General features: G+C 36.4%; 16 protein-coding genes and 2 pseudogenes. 5 read left to right on the plus strand and 13 right to left on the minus strand.

Features of this window, described 5'->3' with window-relative positions:
* Positions 1-184 precede the first annotated feature (184 nt).
* Positions 185-1,444: a glycosyl hydrolase family 18 protein gene (locus KP78_RS18305; protein ID WP_041091120.1), complete on the plus strand. Its 1,260-nt coding sequence runs from the start codon at positions 185-187 to the stop codon at positions 1,442-1,444.
* Positions 1,445-1,676: 232 nt separating this feature from the next.
* Here the strand turns inward: KP78_RS18305 and KP78_RS20865 are convergent, their stop codons facing one another.
* Together KP78_RS20865 and KP78_RS18310 are read right to left on the minus strand one after the other, a co-directional pair.
* On the minus strand, positions 1,677-1,820 hold the full coding sequence (locus KP78_RS20865; RefSeq protein ID WP_157841535.1) for a hypothetical protein: 144 nt from the start codon (positions 1,818-1,820) through the stop codon (positions 1,677-1,679).
* 237 nt (positions 1,821-2,057) lie between these two features.
* A complete protein-coding gene (locus tag KP78_RS18310; RefSeq protein WP_041091122.1) occupies positions 2,058-2,495 on the minus strand; it encodes a cell wall hydrolase in 438 nt (145 codons plus the stop codon).
* 408 nt (positions 2,496-2,903) lie between these two features.
* On the opposite strand from KP78_RS18310, the pseudogene KP78_RS18315 reads away from it, so the two are divergent.
* Positions 2,904-3,346: pseudogene (locus KP78_RS18315) on the plus strand (SRPBCC domain-containing protein).
* Positions 3,347-3,537: 191 nt separating this feature from the next.
* On the opposite strand, the gene KP78_RS18320 reads toward KP78_RS18315, so the two are convergent.
* The gene (locus tag KP78_RS18320; protein WP_041091170.1) at positions 3,538-5,040 is read right to left on the minus strand and encodes a malate:quinone oxidoreductase; all 1,503 of its coding nucleotides are present in this window, start codon (positions 5,038-5,040) and stop codon (positions 3,538-3,540) included.
* Between the two features lie 303 nt (positions 5,041-5,343).
* On the minus strand, positions 5,344-5,508 hold the full coding sequence (locus KP78_RS20210; protein ID WP_157841536.1) for a hypothetical protein: 165 nt from the start codon (positions 5,506-5,508) through the stop codon (positions 5,344-5,346).
* Positions 5,509-6,071: 563 nt separating this feature from the next.
* Between KP78_RS20210 and KP78_RS18330 the strand changes: the two genes are divergently transcribed.
* Positions 6,072-7,031, plus strand: a complete 960-nt coding sequence (locus KP78_RS18330; protein ID WP_041091124.1) for an aldolase catalytic domain-containing protein — start codon at positions 6,072-6,074, stop codon at positions 7,029-7,031.
* A gap of 802 nt (positions 7,032-7,833) precedes the next feature.
* On the opposite strand, the gene KP78_RS18335 is transcribed toward KP78_RS18330, so the two are convergent.
* The 7 genes and pseudogenes from KP78_RS18335 to KP78_RS18360 all read right to left on the minus strand — a co-directional run bounded on the left by KP78_RS18335 (position 7,834) and on the right by KP78_RS18360 (position 14,678).
* A complete protein-coding gene (locus KP78_RS18335) occupies positions 7,834-9,105 on the minus strand; it encodes a sensor histidine kinase (RefSeq protein WP_041091127.1) in 1,272 nt (423 codons plus the stop codon).
* Positions 9,106-9,345: 240 nt separating this feature from the next.
* Positions 9,346-9,444 (minus strand): annotated as a pseudogene (locus KP78_RS19675) (GNAT family N-acetyltransferase); the annotation flags it as partial.
* Positions 9,445-9,615: 171 nt separating this feature from the next.
* Positions 9,616-10,257 carry a hypothetical protein gene (locus KP78_RS18340; protein WP_041091128.1) on the minus strand — a complete coding sequence of 214 codons (642 nt, stop codon included), beginning with the start codon at positions 10,255-10,257 and terminating at the stop codon, positions 9,616-9,618.
* Positions 10,258-10,275: 18 nt separating this feature from the next.
* A complete protein-coding gene (locus KP78_RS18345; RefSeq protein WP_041091130.1) occupies positions 10,276-10,899 on the minus strand; it encodes a hypothetical protein in 624 nt (207 codons plus the stop codon).
* Between the two features lie 309 nt (positions 10,900-11,208).
* Entirely contained in the window at positions 11,209-11,427 is a 219-nt protein-coding gene (locus KP78_RS18835) for a DUF4181 domain-containing protein (RefSeq protein WP_084220156.1), read from the minus strand.
* 278 nt (positions 11,428-11,705) lie between these two features.
* Positions 11,706-13,751 carry a molybdopterin-containing oxidoreductase family protein gene (locus KP78_RS18355; RefSeq protein WP_041091131.1) on the minus strand — a complete coding sequence of 682 codons (2,046 nt, stop codon included), beginning with the start codon at positions 13,749-13,751 and terminating at the stop codon, positions 11,706-11,708.
* Between the two features lie 408 nt (positions 13,752-14,159).
* The gene (locus KP78_RS18360; protein ID WP_041091133.1) at positions 14,160-14,678 is read right to left on the minus strand and encodes a YfiT family bacillithiol transferase; all 519 of its coding nucleotides are present in this window, start codon (positions 14,676-14,678) and stop codon (positions 14,160-14,162) included.
* A gap of 454 nt (positions 14,679-15,132) precedes the next feature.
* On the opposite strand from KP78_RS18360, the gene KP78_RS20215 reads away from it, so the two are divergent.
* The gene (locus KP78_RS20215) at positions 15,133-15,309 is read left to right on the plus strand and encodes a hypothetical protein (protein ID WP_157841537.1); all 177 of its coding nucleotides are present in this window, start codon (positions 15,133-15,135) and stop codon (positions 15,307-15,309) included.
* A 278-nt stretch (positions 15,310-15,587) separates the two neighbouring features.
* Here KP78_RS20215 and KP78_RS18370 read toward each other — a convergent pair whose 3' ends face one another.
* Positions 15,588-16,988: a right-handed parallel beta-helix repeat-containing protein gene (locus KP78_RS18370; RefSeq protein WP_041091137.1), complete on the minus strand. Its 1,401-nt coding sequence runs from the start codon at positions 16,986-16,988 to the stop codon at positions 15,588-15,590.
* A gap of 247 nt (positions 16,989-17,235) precedes the next feature.
* Between KP78_RS18370 and KP78_RS20360 the strand changes: the two genes are divergently transcribed.
* Positions 17,236-17,412 (plus strand): hypothetical protein, encoded by a 177-nt coding sequence (locus KP78_RS20360; RefSeq protein ID WP_162835608.1) that lies wholly within the window; start codon positions 17,236-17,238, stop codon positions 17,410-17,412.
* Between the two features lie 33 nt (positions 17,413-17,445).
* Here the strand turns inward: KP78_RS20360 and KP78_RS18375 are convergent, their stop codons facing one another.
* Positions 17,446-17,829 carry a hypothetical protein gene (locus tag KP78_RS18375; RefSeq protein ID WP_235420989.1) on the minus strand — a complete coding sequence of 128 codons (384 nt, stop codon included), beginning with the start codon at positions 17,827-17,829 and terminating at the stop codon, positions 17,446-17,448.
* Positions 17,830-18,058: the final 229 nt, after the last annotated feature.

The raw sequence follows: 18,058 nt of genomic DNA on the forward strand, positions 1-18,058 counted from the left end.
TTACATAAGAAGTAATATTATTTTCTGACTCAATAAAGGGTAATAAAACGGATTCTAAATAAGACTTTTAGCAAATAAATCAACTCTATTCAGTCGTATAAATGTTCAAACCAGCATATGATGTTTCGATTATTTCTATAAAATTTCTCTTATCAGCAGCTTATCACAAAGGAGAATAAAACCCATGTTTATTTACACAGTTAAACAAGGCGATTCATTGTTTTCGATCAGCTCAAAATACAATATTGCACTCGATACTCTTCGCCAGGCTAACGGATTAGTGGAAACGAACATTGTACAGGGGCAGGCCCTGCTTATTCCGATTTATACGTATATAGTTCAGCCTGGGGACAGCATTTACTCCATTGCACAAATGGCGTATGTTTCGGTAGACCAGTTAACCGCTGCAAATCCCTCCATTAATCCAAATGCTCTGCAGCCGGGAAATCGAATTACAATTCCTGATATTTCGAATTACACCGCGAGCACATTAGGGTATTATGTTGTACGATCTCCACAATTGGACCAAGCGGTAATCAATGATTTTGCCCCCTACTTAACGTATCTATCATTATTTGAGTACCATATCTACAATAATGGCTCTTTAAGTGATTTGAATGATTCTTTAGCTATTGAAACAATATGGAGCCGGCGTGTAACACCTCTTGCAACGATTACGAACCTTACCGAAACTGGATTTAGTCCCCAGCTCGTAAGTCAGGTGCTCAATAACCCTGCTACGAGGCAAACCTTAATCAACAATATTTCATATCTGCTTACAATAAAAGGATATGGAGGAGCAAACATTGATTTTGAAAATGTACTGGAACCAGACAGGAACCTCTTATCCGGCTTTCTTACCGAACTAAAACAACGTCTTGCTCCAGCAAATCAACTATTAACGATAGCCGTTCCCCCAAAAACAAGTGAAGACATTCCATGGCTGCAGGGCTATGACTATGGTGCAATTGGTTCTGTCGTTGATCTGATGTTTATTATGGCCTATGACTGGCATCACGGAGCAAGTGAGCCTGGACCAGTTGCCCCGATTAATGAGGTAAGAAATACGATTCAGTATGCATTAAACCAAATGCCTCGCGAAAAAATATTACTTGGCGTACCGCTTTACGGGTATAACTGGACGCTTCCTTATCAACCAGGGACGGTTGCACCCGGGATTTCCAATTTAGAAGCTACTCGGTTAGCTATGAGGTATCAGTCTCCAATACAATATTCAGAGGAATACCAGTCTCCCTTCTTTGAATATGTTGACGATCAAGGGCAAAGGCATATCGTTTGGTTTGAAGATGCACGAAGCATAGCCCGAAAAATGCTCCTTGTTCGTGAATATCGTCTTGAAGGGCTCGGTGCGTGGCAATTAACGCTTGGTTTTCCGCAAGGGTCATATTTGCTAACAAAATTTTTTCGTATTAGGAAGGTATAGAATCAAGATCCGCCGGGGAATACACTTTCTCGGTGGAGATTTAAATAGAGGCGTGGGAAGCATTTAAGCTGTTGCTCAGCCATTATATGCTTTATTTAGCTCTAGAATAAAATTCTATCAATATATTCCTTCCTGACTTGATCAATAAATAAAAAAGATTGTTATAAATAAAGATTGATATAAACAGTCTACTTAACTCTTAAATTAATTTCATTTTTTTAAAAAAATTTAATTATTTTGCTCTCGTATTTGTTTCACTAATATATACAGCAGTAAAATAATCAATAAGAAGTCCCGCAATTATAAGTGCTATTCCAAATGTAAAATCACCTCTCTTCTCATTTATCCCTGTTTTCTCAAGAAGATAAATAATCATACCAAGTGTCCCAAAGTATAAGAAAGAATTTTCTTGAAAAATAATTATATTTAGGAAACATTGATTAATACCATAAATAAATCTAAAAAAAGATAATATCTCACAATTTCGCTTTCTTGAATAAATACTGTTACTACATGTTCGACCTATATAAAAAAGGAACACCTGCCAACCAGGAAGTTCCCTTTTTTTAAAAAATATACCAAATTAACGATTGATAAAAGAGTAAGCTTAACCTCACATATAAACACTGTCACATGTTCCAGCTTCTGGTTCATAATAACAATGATTTTTAAATTGACCAGAAAAAGGTTGACCCCACCATGTTGGAGGGCATGGTGCATATGGATTAAAATACCAAAGAGCATATTTTGCTGGGTGTTGTCTCCAATACTTCAAATTTTTTTCCGCTAATCTTTTTTCAGTAGATCTCGCTCTGTTATAAAATAGATTACCTTTTTGAACAGCTTCAAAAGAATAATTTCCTCCTTGTACTTGAAAAATGACTTCTGAAATTGTTCTTACATCTTTAAAGTCTAAACAATCTGCTTTAGCACGATTCACAATTACATTTCCAACAAATAACATCCCTAGTTGTCCATCACCTTCGGCTTCCGCTCTCATCATCCTTGCCATTAAGGCAACGTCTGAACTTCGGTAATTTACTCGCGGCATTTTTTTCACCCCAAAAATATAGTATGAAAAAAAAACTACATTGATGTCATTTTTTTTATAAATTAAGAGTCCTTAGTTTTTAAATTAGATAAAAACTATGTCATTCTTTTTTATGCCCTTTTTTCAACTAAGCTGCCCTTTAACCCAGTAAATAAAAGTTCAACTATTACAGCTAATCCTTCTTTGTTCTCAAATGAAAAATGAGCGTAACTCTTATTACAGGATTACATCCTTTTCTTATATAAGATTATCATTGTTTTAACATATGAAATTAACTATTAGAAAATTCCCTCAAAAATTCAGGATAAAAGGTATGTTAAATAACTTCTGTTGATAGTTGATTAAGACGAACGATTATTCTATAATATGGAAAAAATATCAAATATAATGAAAGAATGAAGATTTCGTATGAATACTCAAATAACTACGAAATTTAAAATACTAAAGCCAGCCAATGAGGTGTTTGAAACCATTGTAGATCCTATAAAAATAGGTCATTTTAGGTTCTATACGAGTTCTGAAAGATGGGAACAAGGCAAGACCGTCACATTGAGATATGACGAATACGATGTAGACGCGGTTATAAATGTAGTAGCCGTCGAGAAAGATAAGAAAATCGTGTTTTCCTGGGGAGGGGAATATGATCAAGAAACGGTTGTTACCATTACACTAAAAGAGTTGGATCATACAAGTACAAATATTGAAGTAAACGAATCAGGTTGGAAAGAAGATGACCCCGAAATAGTAAACAAAATGTTAGGACACAAAAAGGTTGGGTTTATACATTAACTTGTTTAAAAGGTTACGTAGAGAAGGGTGTTAATAATTTGAGAGCATCCTTAATTCATTAGTTAAATACAAAAAAGGACCACCAACGGGTCCTTTATTTTTTTTTGATTAACTGAGCCTAGATAACAAAAGCCATTCATTCGTTTTTTCAATGATTGCCTATTCACTCTATTCATCGTAGAAACGATTGTCCATTGATGTAAAATATCGCTTAAAATCCCCATTAAATGCCTTTGTTACTATATCCAGTGAACTAACCATAGACTAGCTCTTTTTCGCTGAGTCCAAGCGTCTCTGCTGTCGAAGTATGAATTTCGTGCAAAAGCTCTTGATTTTCCATTAGTGACACGCCGTAAGAAGGAATCATTTCTTTGATCTTTGGTTCCCACTCATTTAAATGTTGCGGGAAGCATTTATTGATTATCTCAAGCATAACATGAACAGCAGTAGAAGCACCTGGAGAAGCACCTAGTAATGCTGCAATCGAGCCATCAGCCGCAGTAATAACTTCGGTGCCAAATTGAAGCGTTCCTTTGCCGCCTTCTGCAGTATCTTTGATAACTTGTACACGTTGGCCAGCTTTTACTAAATCCCAATCCTCGCTTTTAGCGTTCGGGATAAACTCCCGCAACTCTTCCATGCGCTGTTCTTTCGATAACATAACTTGCTGGATCAGGTATTTTGTCAATGACATCTCTTTTGCGCCTGCCGCCAACATTGTTAAGGTATTATTCGGTTTTACAGAAGTGACTAAATCGAATATTGAACCTGTTTTTAAGAACTTTGGTGAGAAGCCGGCAAACGGTCCAAATAGTAACAATTTTTTATTGTCAATATATCTTGTGTCAAGATGCGGTACAGACATTGGAGGAGCTCCAACCTTAGCTTTGCCGTATACTTTTGCATGATGCTGCGCTACTACTTCCGGATTATTACATACCATAAATATTCCACTTACTGGGAATCCACCAATATGCTTCCCTTCAGGAATACCAGATTTTTGTAGTAAATGCAGGCTTCCGCCCCCGCCTCCGATAAAGACGAATTTAGCAGTATGGCGTTCTATGTTACCATTATCGACATTACACACTTTTAATTCCCATGAGCCATCGCTAGTACGATTAATCTTATCAACACTATGTTTGTAGTTGATATCGACATTTTTATTCTTTAAGTGCTTAAACAACATACGTGTTAAAGCACCAAAGTTAACATCCGTACCAGTATCGATTTTTGTTGCCGCAATAGGTTCATTCGCTGGACGTTCTTGCATAATAAGCGGAATCCATTCCATCAGTTTTTCTGGGTTATCGGAAAATTCCATACCTTTAAACAGAGGATTGTTTAAAAGCGCTTCAAAACGTTTCCTTAAAAAAACTACATTTTTTTCCCCTTGTACCATACTTATGTGAGGTAATGGCATGATAAAGTCTTGCGGATTATTAATCAGCTTGTTGTTTACAAGATAAGACCAAAACTGCATTGAAACTTGGAACTGTTCATTAATTTTAATAGCTTTGCTAATATCTATAGATCCGTCAGATTTTTCGGATGTATAGTTAAGCTCGCACAGTGCAGAATGTCCCGTACCCGCATTATTCCATTCGTTAGAGCTTTCTTCTCCTGGTTTTGCAAGCTTCTCAAACACTTTGATTTCCCATTCTGGTGCTAACTCTTTCAGTAATGATCCCAAAGTCGCGCTCATGACTCCGCCACCAATTAAGATAACGTCTGTTTTTTTCTGTGCGTTGCTCATTAAAACCATCCTTATCCCCTATATTTGTAAAAAAGATGTAAGTGCTCCTGCTTAGGTGTCCAAAAGCCAATCATGACCTAGGAATACAACTATTCTGTCTCAATTATAACTATATCATAGTCTAATATCATTATTTATAGATAAAAATTTCAACTATTCCCTATTATTAAAATATAGATTTTGTGAGAAATGAACATAAAACAATATTCCCCGTTAGATGACAAGAATAATACGTGATTATTTATTCATCTTCAATTTCCGAATTTCAGCATAAAAACGTCTTTAGGCTAGAGGATAATTTCTCTACTTCTCAGTTTCGTGATAACAAATATAAATTTTACTTACCATCATATTATCAACCATTTGAAAGCATAGTCTGTCTCCTTTACCATCTTCACCAACAGATATTAAGGTGTGGAGCATTCCTTCATCTGATACATTACGGTTGTATCGGACAATATCATTCATTCCTAGTCTTCTTTATGTTTTTAGGATCTTTAGAGTCCATTCACCAATCTGAGTATTGTTAGATCGTGTAAAGGGTTCCTTGTATTGTTCCGGAAAACTGCACCTAATTGCTCTTCTGTAGATTTTATCTCTAGGCTATGTAAAGATAATTGTTGATTGGAGCGGAAGGAGCGAGACTCCTGGGGGTAATGCGAGTCCGAGGGATACCCCGCAGGCGCATAGCGCCGAGGAGCGTCGGACCGCCCGCGGAAAGCGAGCGCCTGCAGCGGAAATCAACAGGCAAGTTTATCAGAGTCTATATCTAAATCCGTAACGCCAGGTTTTCTTGTATTAATCAAGTTCATAATAGTATCCAATTAATGCATATCTCCCTTCTTAACTCGTGCCTATAGAGGACGCAAATTTGCGTTTCCTTTAGTTGTAAAAAATAAGTTGAAATTTAGGGGGTTTTATCATATTTTTAAAAAATAAGTTTGACACCTTTGAATGAGTCATGATATAAAGCATAAAAGCTAACAAATAAAATTGCTAATAAGCAGAGTAAACAGGGGGACGTTACTACTATGGAACATCACAGCAAAATTATAGACTGTACCATTCGTGATGGAGGTTTAGTTAACAATTGGGATTTCAGCATCGAATTTGTTCAGGACTTGTATAATGGCCTAAGTGCAGCCGGTGTTGAATACATGGAAATCGGCTACAAAAATTCCGCTAAGCTTCTTAACGCAAAGGAGCCCAACCCATGGAGATTTCTTGACGATCACTTCCTAAAAGAAATTATTCCCGAGAAAAAGTTCACGAAGCTATCTGCTCTAGTAGATATTGGACGTGTAGATCCTAGTGACATCCTTCCGCGTGAGGATAGTCTTTTAGATATGATTCGAGTGGCATGCTATATTCGTGAAGTGGATAAAGGGTTAGAGCTTGTAAAACTGTTTCATGATTTGGGCTATGAGACTTCACTCAACATTATGGCTTTATCGAGTGTACCTGAACATCAGCTTATTGAAGCGTTTGAAATGGTGAAAGAAAGTCCTGTGGATGTTGTTTATATCGTTGATTCTTTTGGCAGCTTAGATCCTGCTGATGTTGTGCATCAAGTGAAAAAATTCCAATCAATGCTTCCTAACAAACAGCTTGGAATTCATACACATAACAACATGCAATTAGCATTCGCCAACACATTAGCTGCTTATCGAAATGGAGTAACCTTCCTTGATTCGTCTGTATATGGAATGGGACGTGCGGCCGGTAACTGTAACACAGAGCTTCTTGTTACCCATATACAAAAACCAAGCTATGAGATCAAGCCAGTTCTTGGTGTAATAGAAAAACATATGTTAGAAATGCGTCAAAACTGGGAATGGGGCTATATCATTCCTTACATGATCTCTGGTACACTTAATGAACATCCACGTGTCGCTATGGCTTATCGTGATAGTGCCGATCGTGATAAATTTGTCGATTTCTATGATAAAGTAACTTCTCCAGAAGCCTCTTTAGCGCCAGCATCAAAGTAGGTTAGATGATGAAAGATCCTTCAATTGATAAGGTACCTTTCTGAATGCCGACAAACCAAATTCCCTAAAATTATAAAAAAAACTTGTAGACTAGCCTATTAAAGACTTTGTCTTCAAGCTGAAAAGAGCTGAATATACAGCTCTTTTTTATTTATCTTTATTTCACTAAACTGATTCACAATAGTTTTTGTAAAGGTATATTTGATCGTATTAGGCCCTTTTTTGATAATAATGTTGGATAATTAGTATGAACCTTTTGTTAACTAGCATCATCACGAATATTTCTAATTTCGTCTATATGACAGATATGTCATCTATTTAAAACCTGCAATCTTTCATTTCACTCCTTATAAAATAAACTGCCCTTAAATTTGATTACAATTATTTCGAATTCTTATCATTTTCACAAGGAGTTATTCTTCAATCTGGTCCAATATAAAAAGACGTCTTATTAAATAAGAGCGCCCTTTATTAGAAAATCGTTCTCCAAAGTCCACGGTATAGAGATATAAGAAACGCACGTTCGTTTACGTATCATTTTTCAAAAACTATGAACCTGCCAATTTGTCATTTTTATTAACTTATGTAATGGTCCCTCATAAAATCAATGTCTTTATTTAATCTAAAATTCATAATTTCACGGATTTAGAAACGCTTTCTTCAGGAGTGAGGGTGTTTTTTCAAAATGGTTTATAGTGAGCTTATAAACTGCGAAAATCATTTTAGGGGTAGGTAAAGCCAACATTCCGGAAATTTTGTATGCTAAGCAAATTCAAAAATATAAAAGACGATTCCTTTTTTGCTAGATTGCAGTTCTCTCAGTTTGGGATTCTTGGGGTAAAAAAATAATAAATTCTGTTCCCGTACCTTTTTCACTGTTCACTATTATTTTACCTTTGAATGAACGGATGATTTGAAAACTTATCATCATTCCTAGTCCTGTTCCCTTTTCCTTTAAGGAATAAAACGGAGTCCCAAGCCGATCAATTTGCTTGTTTGTCATACCAATTCCTTGGTCCTTAATGTTAATCTTTATATATCCATCATCCGCTGTAGTACAGGTAATCCAAACAATTCCACCATCCGGCATAGACTCTACCGCATTTTTCAAAATATTAATCAAAGACTGATTTAACTTTTGAGGATTAGCATATATCCAACAGTTATAAAGAATATCAGTCTTAATCTCAACATTATGGTTTAAGCTGTAACTTTGAATGATATTTATTACACGCTCCAACTGATAACCTACGTTGACTTTTTTGTTGTTATTTATATCGGGTTTGCTGAACAATAAAAAATCATCAATAATTTCATTTGCACGATCTAGTTCCTCAATGGATATTTGGATATATTCCTTCTTCTTACTAGGCAAATCAGGATCATTTAGAAGTTGCAAAAAGCCGCGAGTAACTTGCATTGGATTTCTAATTTCATGAGCGAAAACACTGGTTAACTCACTTACAACTCGGAATTTCTCCGAATTTTGGACCTCTATACGCAGCACCTGAATCTCCCTAATCATTTCACTTAATATAATGAAGAGCCACGTAACTACTACTACAAAGATAAGATGAATAATCTGTACGCTCATATGATCGAATGAAAAACCATTTAGAACACCAAAAAAAGTAAGACCAAGAAGACAGTAGTAAAAGGATAGACCCACCGCAATTTTAACCCTTTTATCTTTTTTCGATCTTGCAAACGATTTTTGAAAATAAAATATTACTGGCAGGGATAATAATAATACAAAAACAGTATTATAAAATCCTAAGCTGATTCCAAAATAAAGGCGAAAAAATATGATCAGGGCTGAAAGGAAGACTCCTGGAAAATATCCCAGGTATAAGGTACCAAATAACAGAGGAATAAATCTTAAATCCAATCGAGCATTTTCACCATAACTCACTGGAAAGGACATGCATAATAATATGGATATTCCCCACAAAATGGACATAATAACGTTTTTATTTTTATCACTCTTTACCCTTTCCGTAATAAATGTAAAGTAAATAAATATGGGTATTACTATAAGCGTCAGCTGGAGCAAAAAATCCTTTAATATATTCATCCTCGCACCTTTCTTATTCTTTTCTCAATCTAAATCCTGCAACATAACCACGATAATTAAATTATGTTCATTAATTTATGACGGTTCCGTACAGACATCTATACTTTAGGAAAGAACAGAATTATATTAGTAATTATTCCACAATTATACTTTATTTTCCTTCAAAGCGCATTTAAAATTAAAGTCATTTATATAAAATCATATATAGCCCTTCTGACCGATCGTAAAAAAGAACATAAATTATACTGAAGAGGTTACAACCGCATTACACCCTTTTTCATAAAATTCTATTGGTCCAGCTCCTCCAATAATCGCATATTCATAACCCATTTCACTCATATAAATAAATCCGTCGAAGAATCAAGAGACACTTACCTAGAATAAATAAAAAAGTCCCCTCCAAGTATCAGTGCACCGCCCAATAAACCATTGGGCTTTTTTTCACTGTCTACTTGAAAGGGAATAATATCAACGGGCTTTTCTCATTAAATCATTATTTATCTTACTCGATTATTGAAGATTGAAGAAAACTTGACCGCCTATCATTTCTTCATAACGAAGCTGAGCCTCTTCACCTGGTTTCACTAGATGAGCCATATAACCTTCTTTTTCGTTACCGACATACATTTCAAAGCTAAAGGAAGGTTCTGTAGTCCCAACACTATCACCGCTGTAGATATCTCCGCTTTCACTTACCATATTGAAATTCATAATTCCATCGATAAAAAGAGATAGATCTTCAGTTTCTGATTCTAGAAACTTAACTTTAGCTTTTGTCAGTACCCATTCATAACCTTCAGGAGCAGGTTCATTGAATTCATTCATAGCCACCAATTGCTGGTAGGCGGCATCTCCACGAGCTACTTCTGTAACAGTTAAGTCGAATTTAATCTTGAATGCATCACCATTGTCATTGTACAATTCGTCTTCAACTGTGGCAGTCTGCTGAAAAGGCACTGGATTGGATCTAGAACCTAGCTTAGATTCAGTCTCTTCTTCTGTAGTTGTATCTTGTTCTTGAGTCGTTTCCTGATTTTCTTCATCCGCTGAAACAGTTACATCCTTTGTATCTTGACCACAAGCGGCCAAAATTGAAGTAACCAATAAAGCCATCAGTAAAAGGCTCATAATGTTTTTAATCGCACTGTTCATCCTAAACCATCCTTATCATTAGTTTTCAGTATTTTCCATATCATCCGGGTATACAATTGTGTCAAATACTTCTTGCGTAGCTTGGTCCTCAACGGAGATTATTACTTTTGTATTTTCATTGTCTCCACCGTTATAAAGTTGATAAATCATTCCGGATATTCCAAGTCCAAAAACTCCGAAAGCATCCATACTATTTTCATATTCAGCTTTGTCAACAGTCAAAGTAAACTCAGAAAAAGAATCATTGTGAGTGATATCTTTGATTGAAGCGAAATCACCGCTTGTTTTCATATCTTCAAGCGACTCTTTGATACTCTTTTCAATTTCCTGCATCATTTCTTTATGTTTGGATTTAGACATTCTGTAAGTCAGGGAACCATCTTCATTTTTTGTCACTTCTTCTACTCCGTCTGCTTTTGCATCGGCGATGACTTGGTCTATGTCTTCTCCCTCGAACATAGAAACTGGCAGCGTTACTTCCACATTAAGAAGCCCCTTATCTACTTCAAGTGATTTTTCTTCTGTTGTTTGTTGTGACTCCTGTTTTTCACCGGAAGCCGTGCTTGCTTCGTTGTCAGATGAACAAGCGGAAATTGCAATCATTGAAATTGCTAAAAGTATAATGTAGCTCAGTTTCTTCATTCTTTGTAGAATCCCCCTTATGTATTTGTATTTTTTCTACTTTAATAAGATACCATATAATAGGAGACGATTCTACTATTCTGCAATAATAATATAATTCAAATTTTTAAAGACCAACTCTGTTACCGAATTTCAAAATTTTGTTCCATCTTAACCTCTATTCTGCCTAATCACGTATAATTGAGCTTTGTATATATAATATTTTAATATAATTACCATATTCCCCTCTCTCTAATTAACCTGCCCATTACTCAAATAAAAAAGCCGCCTAGAAAATGACAACAGGATATTCGTTACACAATCGTTCGTTTAATAAGAAGCAAGTAATTTTAATTCAATAACGATTAGAATTAAAAACATTTCAGTTAATGTTAAAATAGATTGTTTTGGATATTGTGAATATTTCCACTCGAAAAATGCTCTTACCATATAATCCAATACGATAAAAACGATTACTGCAATTAAAAATAGGTAAATTAAATTTTCAAAATAAAACAACAGCACACCAGATAAAAGTATTAGCGTAATTGTAGAAAAAAATCTAAAATTTTTATCAAATTAGATTTTTAACATTTCCCCTTTAGTTTAATAAAGAAAACTTATTTAACGTTTGTTTAGTATATGTAATTTTTATTTTCTGAAGGGAAAACTGGGATCAAAAAAACCGCCACTTTAAAAAAAGTAAACGGTCTAGTCGTGTTTATTCATGCGCTATCTGCTACATTCAACGCAGCTTTCATTATCGTCGTCATGTTTATTATATAAATGTTGCAATAGGCAACGGAACACGTAATATTTTTTGGATGTCAGCAACCAGTCAACTTTTCAACAGTAACTCTCCCTGAAAAAAACGTTGCACCCCCTCCCATGTCTGCGATACGGTCAGGAGTAAGTGAGTTGACCAGATGTTTTGTTCCTTTTACTTCCCCCCAAAGGCCTTGAGTAACTGCCACACCAGGAAGGACGCTGTCACCAACGCTCGCTTTAAGTATACATTCCCCTCTTTCGTTCCAAACCCGGACCTGCTCTCCATTTTTTATTTCTAATTTTTCGGCATCATAACGATTTAAAAACACTACAGGCTCTTTTTCAAACTCAACATGTTTTGACTGGTTCGCAAAAGTTGAATTCATAAAGCTATGGTTTGGTCCCGCTATAAATTGAAACGGGTGATTAGAGTCATTTATTAAAGGTACATAAGTCGGTAATGGAGGATATCCGTCCTGGTTCATCTTTTCTGAATATAGTTCGATTTTTCCGCTCGGTGTTGGAAGCCTGAAAGGGAATTTCGCATTTGCCTTAAGATAATGATGTTTGGTTAAGGATTCGTAGTTTATTTCTTTCATATAAGGATTCATAGGATTAGCCAGTGAGTGGTCTATTAATTGTGCTTCTGTCTCATCAAAAGCCGTTTCAGTGAAGCCCATTCCTTTAGCCAGCAGCCGGAACACCTCAACGTTTGACTTTGCTTCCCCGAATGGTTCAATTACAGGCTGTTGAAGCTGAATATAATGATGCCAATAAGACGTATAAAAATCCGTGTTTTCAAAGGAAGATGTTGCCGGTAAAACAATGTCTGCATAGTTTGCCGTTTCTGTTAAAAATAAATCATGGACAACTGTAAATAGGTCCTCCCTTTTCAATCCTCTTCGAACCTTATTAACAGCTGGCGCAACAACGGCTGGATTACTTCCATATACATAGAGCGATTTTACTGGAGGGTCTAAGGTTAGCAATGCATCTCCCAGCAGGTTCATATTAATCAACCGCGTTTTTTTATTTTTTAACAAATCAGGCCGCTGCAAATTAACAGTATTGTGTGCCAGGTAAGCAGAATTTCCTTTGATCGCCCCTCCTCCTTTTACTAACCACTGCCCTGTTAAAGCTGGGAGGCAGGAAATCGTTCTCACGAACATACCGCCATTGTCGTGGTGCTGAGGACCATTGCCAATCCGAATAAAGGCAGGGGAGGTTTTACCATACATTCTTGCAAGCTGAAGAATATCCTCCACCGGTACGCCGGTAATGCCTGATACGGTAACTGGATCATACTGCACAACATGTTCACGCAGCTCCTCATGACCGACTGTATATTGCTCCAGAAATGAGGAATCCGCCATGTTCTCAGCAAATAAAATATGCATCAGTCCTAAAGCCAGAGCAGTATCAGTCCCCGGTAAAATAGGAATAAACCAGTCTGCTAATCTAGCAGTTTGATTTTTATGGACATCAATCACAATGATTTTAGCGCCATTTTGTTTTCGGGCTTGTTGGGCAAGGGCTGCCTGATGCATGTTAGTACTTACCGCATTAATCCCCCAAAAAATAAACAGCTTTGTGTGAATTGTATCCTCAGGATCGGTTCCAAAACTAGCGCCCATTGTATATTTATAACCAACGGCACCAGCTGCGTTACAAATACTCCTGTCAAGCTGGGAGGATCCCAAACGATTGAAGAAGCGGCGGTCCATGCCTTCAGCACTTAGGAGTCCCATGTTTCCATAAAAGCTGTAGGGCAGAATACTTTCGGCACCCTCGCTTTGCAGCAGTTCCTTCCAGCGAGTGGTAATCGTTTCAATCGCTTCCTCCCAGCTTATTTGGACAAACTTCCCTTCTCCTTTCGTCCCCATGCGTTTCATTGGATGTTTTAGCCGTTTTTCATCATATATTCGTTCAGTCATATTTCGAACTTTGTTGCAAATAAAACCCTTAGTGACCGGATGATTTGGATCACCCTCGATCTTAATAATTTTTCCGTTCTTTTTATGAAGGAGCAGCCCGCATTGATCCGGGCAGTCTAGTGAACAAACTGAAGGGAAAATACCATTTGGGCTATCCACAAAAGAGGGCATAGCGGGTCTCCTTTCCATTGGTGTCAGTCACCATCTAAGTAGTTGTTTCATTAATTCTAATCTAAATCGTCTTGCAATTGGTACTTATATTTACCTCGAACAAAAAAAAGAGCGTGATTTGATGAAAACACCTTTTATAAAATTATAGAAATAGCATCAGCAGTAACGCTATTTCTATAATTTTAGGTAATTATTCTACATCCTAGTTGCTTGAACTTTCAATTCAGCAAGGAACTATAGATGTAAAGGCAAATAGTAAGAACCTATTTTTTGAAAAAGGATTGATCAAAATAGGCTCTTACTATTTAAATTCAGTGATTCTTTTAATAAAAAAGTTCAATCATTTTACCTTTTGCTTGTTTTACTAATGCACCCGTTACTTTAAGTGTGATTGTTCACAAAGTCATCTTACCTCCCCTTACGGTTACACAAAGAAGTAATATGTGCAAGATGATGTCTCCCATGCCAAGCGTAGATTCCTATATTTTTACCTACTGAAACTTCACCTGAATCTGGGTGAATAAATGTCTTTTCCATATCAGCAGGACTTATACTACGTAAAAGTTTGGTCCAGCGTTTGTGTAGTGCTTCGAGAAGTAAAAGTGAAATATCAATTGGCAACTCATAATCAGATAGTTCCGCCCATTTCGTTTCATTATATGGCTTAATTACAGGTTTTTCTTCTGTAAGAGCCAATTTAAATCGAATGTAGGCATTCATATGACTGTCCGCCAGGTGATGTACTACTTGTCGAACAGTCCACCCTCCTGAACGATAAGCTGTATCAAGCTGTTCATTATCTAATTCTTTTACAGCATCTCGTAATAACCTTGGTAAATCTTCAATCTCATTTATCCAACCCCTTGTAACACTGTTAGTAATTTCACCATCAAATTGGAAATTGCCAATTGGATATTTCATATCCATCTACTACTCCTCCTAAAAACCCCTTGATTTTTGTGGCTAATTAAATGAATCGTTTAAAAATATGTAATTCTACATCACTTCATTTAAATCCTTTTCATCTTATATGTTACTCAACTACACTGCTTCGTTAGTCCCATAAGAAAAAGCTGCTTTAAAGACAGCTCCGATCTTCAGCTAACGCACCCGTTACTTTAAGTACATTATTTCACAAACTTTTATATCCAACATGTTGTATTGAAAGAACGGAAGCCAAGCGAAAACAGGCGCCATCCCTTGTTTATCAATGGATGGCGCCTGTTTTTTTATGTATCCGCAAATGCAACAAAATTACATTTATGTTGTATTGGATATTATAAAATCAATCATCATAAAATAAAGAATTTATACAAAATATGGTTTACAATAAAAAAATGTGAAAACATGTTTCGAATTCTTTAATAGAGAAGGTGATTTCTTGCATAGAAAAAAGTATTGGATTCTACTGCCGCCATTTTTATTAGTATTGTTATATATTCTTATTAATTATCCTGAAAGAACAGATATTGGTTCTTATGTGCTTGTCCTGTTTTGGGTCTCTTATTACGGATGGATCTTCGTTGAAAAGAACCTAAAACAAAAAGAAAAACGATAATTCATTTTTTATAAACTCTGTTGGTAGTTAGGACAGCAAAAAGTTACACCCTAGCCTTTTAAGAAAGCCAGGGTGTTTTTAATTTAAACGTAACAAAATAGCATTTATGTTACGTTCAGTATCTTAAATAACCGTCTTTTCATCTTTGGATATTACTAAAATTTTGCCTCTGTCAAGTTGTTGTTCATAAGCCACTGCCCCAAAAAATAATCATAGAAATCATACCTATGATGGTTTTCTGTCTACTTTGTAAACCCATCGCATGATTGACAAGGAAATTATCGCGTTTTGGTGTCCAATCGGAAGTCGCTTTTGCTTTCATTCACGAACTTAGGTTTCTTAAAAACACTGTTTCCATCTTGGAGGCTTTTCTTTTTATAGGCAGAGAATCCGGTGATTTCTTCTGCTTCCCATATCCAGCGCGTCTCTTCCGCTCCCTTATCTAGGTAATAGACATTGTTGTCTATTTTGTTTTCTTCGTTTTGCTTGAAAGGGCTGCTGATAAGGAGGCGGGAATTTCCAGCGACCATGGTGTTGTTTTCAATTCTATTTTGTTTGGTATTGTATTGGAGGAGCAACTGTCCGCCATCCTGATATTTTGTATCATTTTTATACAGGATGTTGTCGGTAATGATGCTGTTTATGGTGCTTCCTCTTTCACTGTCATAGCCTCCTATTGCAATACCTGCACTCCTATTTTCATAAATCGTATTTTTTCGTATGGTTATAGAACTTGTGAATTTGCCCGCATGTTCGCTAGCTGCTTCTATTCCTATATCGTTTTTATAAACCCTATTATTTTCGATAATAATCTCTTTTCCACCATCGACATAGATCCCGCCAGCCGAATAATGGTTTCCGTAGGCTGGATTTCCGTAACTGGATATTTGATAGACCGTGTTGTTGCTGATGGTTCCGTTTCTTGCCTGATCAAACGCTTCAACAGGGGATACGCCTTCAAATCCGATGATATCGATTCCTATATTATCGTTTCGTCTTAAGATATTGTCTGTAACCTTGAAGTTCGATACATTCCCGTTTAACACGAGCGTTTCACTCGCGCCCAGCCTCATGTCTTCTAGTTTGTTGCCCGAAATGAAAATATCTTCAATCGCTTCAGGCGCTTCTGTTCCATATACAGCAATCCCATGAGCGTTCCCATTTTTATGATGCGTTTCGATATGGTGAACATGGTTCCGCAAAATACGGATTCCTTCTCCGCTCCCGCTGACTGAGATGCCGATTGGCACTAAATCTTCGTGTTTTGTTTTGTGATTTTTGATTTCAAATCCTTCGATGTTGACATAGCTTACGTCATGTATTGACACTAAGCCTTGATAGTCCCATGACACCTTAAGGCCGCTTCCATCGATGGTCGCTTTTTCCTTTGGATAAGCCTTAATGATGATCGGGGAATCTTTTAGGCCAGATTTCCGTATGACCACTTGTTCTTTGTAGATACCTTTTCTTACGTAAACAGTTGTACCAGGTTCCGCCAAATCGACCGCTTGTTGTATGGTTTTTAAAGGCTTTTTCTTGCTTCCCGCATTTTTGTCATTCCCAACCGGAGACACATACAACTCGTTTTTCTGAGCGGCTTGTCCTGCATTTCCATGTAGGACCATCCCGATAGAAAATGCGATCAAAAGAGACATCACCGCTCTCACTTTTTTGTTCATATTCGTTCCCTCCTTGAAAACCCTCTAAAAAACGTCTGTTCTTTTATTTTGATTATAACCGAACAGACGTAATAGACGTACTTTTTTATTAACTTTATTCTTCTTGAACAACAGCCTTCTCATAACTGTGCGTAAGTAACCGATAAACGTTGATGTAGCGTAGCTTCCACCCAAATATAAATTGACACAAGATAGAGTATGAGCAGCCCAAAAACGCCCCAGATCTTTAGTATCCGGGGCGTTACAAATGCAACATAATACCCTTTATGTTGCATTTGTAAGCGGGTTTTATGGTTCACTTATTGCATTAACGCCCCCGTTAGCCACCTATGCAGCGCAAGCACTGCACCACAGATTATGTAAGAAAATGCGTTCTTTCATGGGAGTGAAAAATAATTACTTTACTTCTAGAACAAATGCATAAAAAGCATCTCCATGAGATAAGATTTCTTCCTTATCATCCACCATAAGAATAATAATAAACTCCTTTTTGAGAAGGTGCAGAAAAGCTATTTTCTTCCATCAAGACTTCATTTTCATTACTTTCACTAACCTGCATAAGATGAGATTCATTTGGTTTTGGTTCATATTCCATTAACAAAGATATTTTCTCTCCTGGGTTCACTTTTATCGGTACTTTTCCCTTCAAAAGTTCAACAGGTCCTCCAACAGTATCAACACATTTATCTTTCCAACAATAAGTGCCTAGCTTTGTTTCGTAATTTTCATTTCCAATATTTAAATTGACTTCCGGAGGATTCTTACCTGATAGTTCCTCTTTTGAACAAACCATTATGGTAAAACTAATAAGAACTAGTAGTATAAACAGACATTTTTTCATAAACCTTCCCACCCTTTAAAGTTAAATACGTGTAGATTTACCCTAATGTTACACATGTTATATTAGTTATTCTTAGATACTTTTTTTACTGGCTTATTGAACTAAACTGCTCCGTTAGCACAAGAAGCGACTGCTCTTATTGAACACTCGCTCCCGTTTGTTTAAGTACATCATTTCACAAATAGATTTATTTTCACTTCTCGTTATGCTGATAACATAGTTGAACTAC

Origin of the sequence: Jeotgalibacillus soli (assembly GCF_000829435.1) — a bacterium.
In the GTDB taxonomy this organism is placed as follows: domain Bacteria; phylum Bacillota; class Bacilli; order Bacillales; family Jeotgalibacillaceae; genus Jeotgalibacillus; species Jeotgalibacillus soli.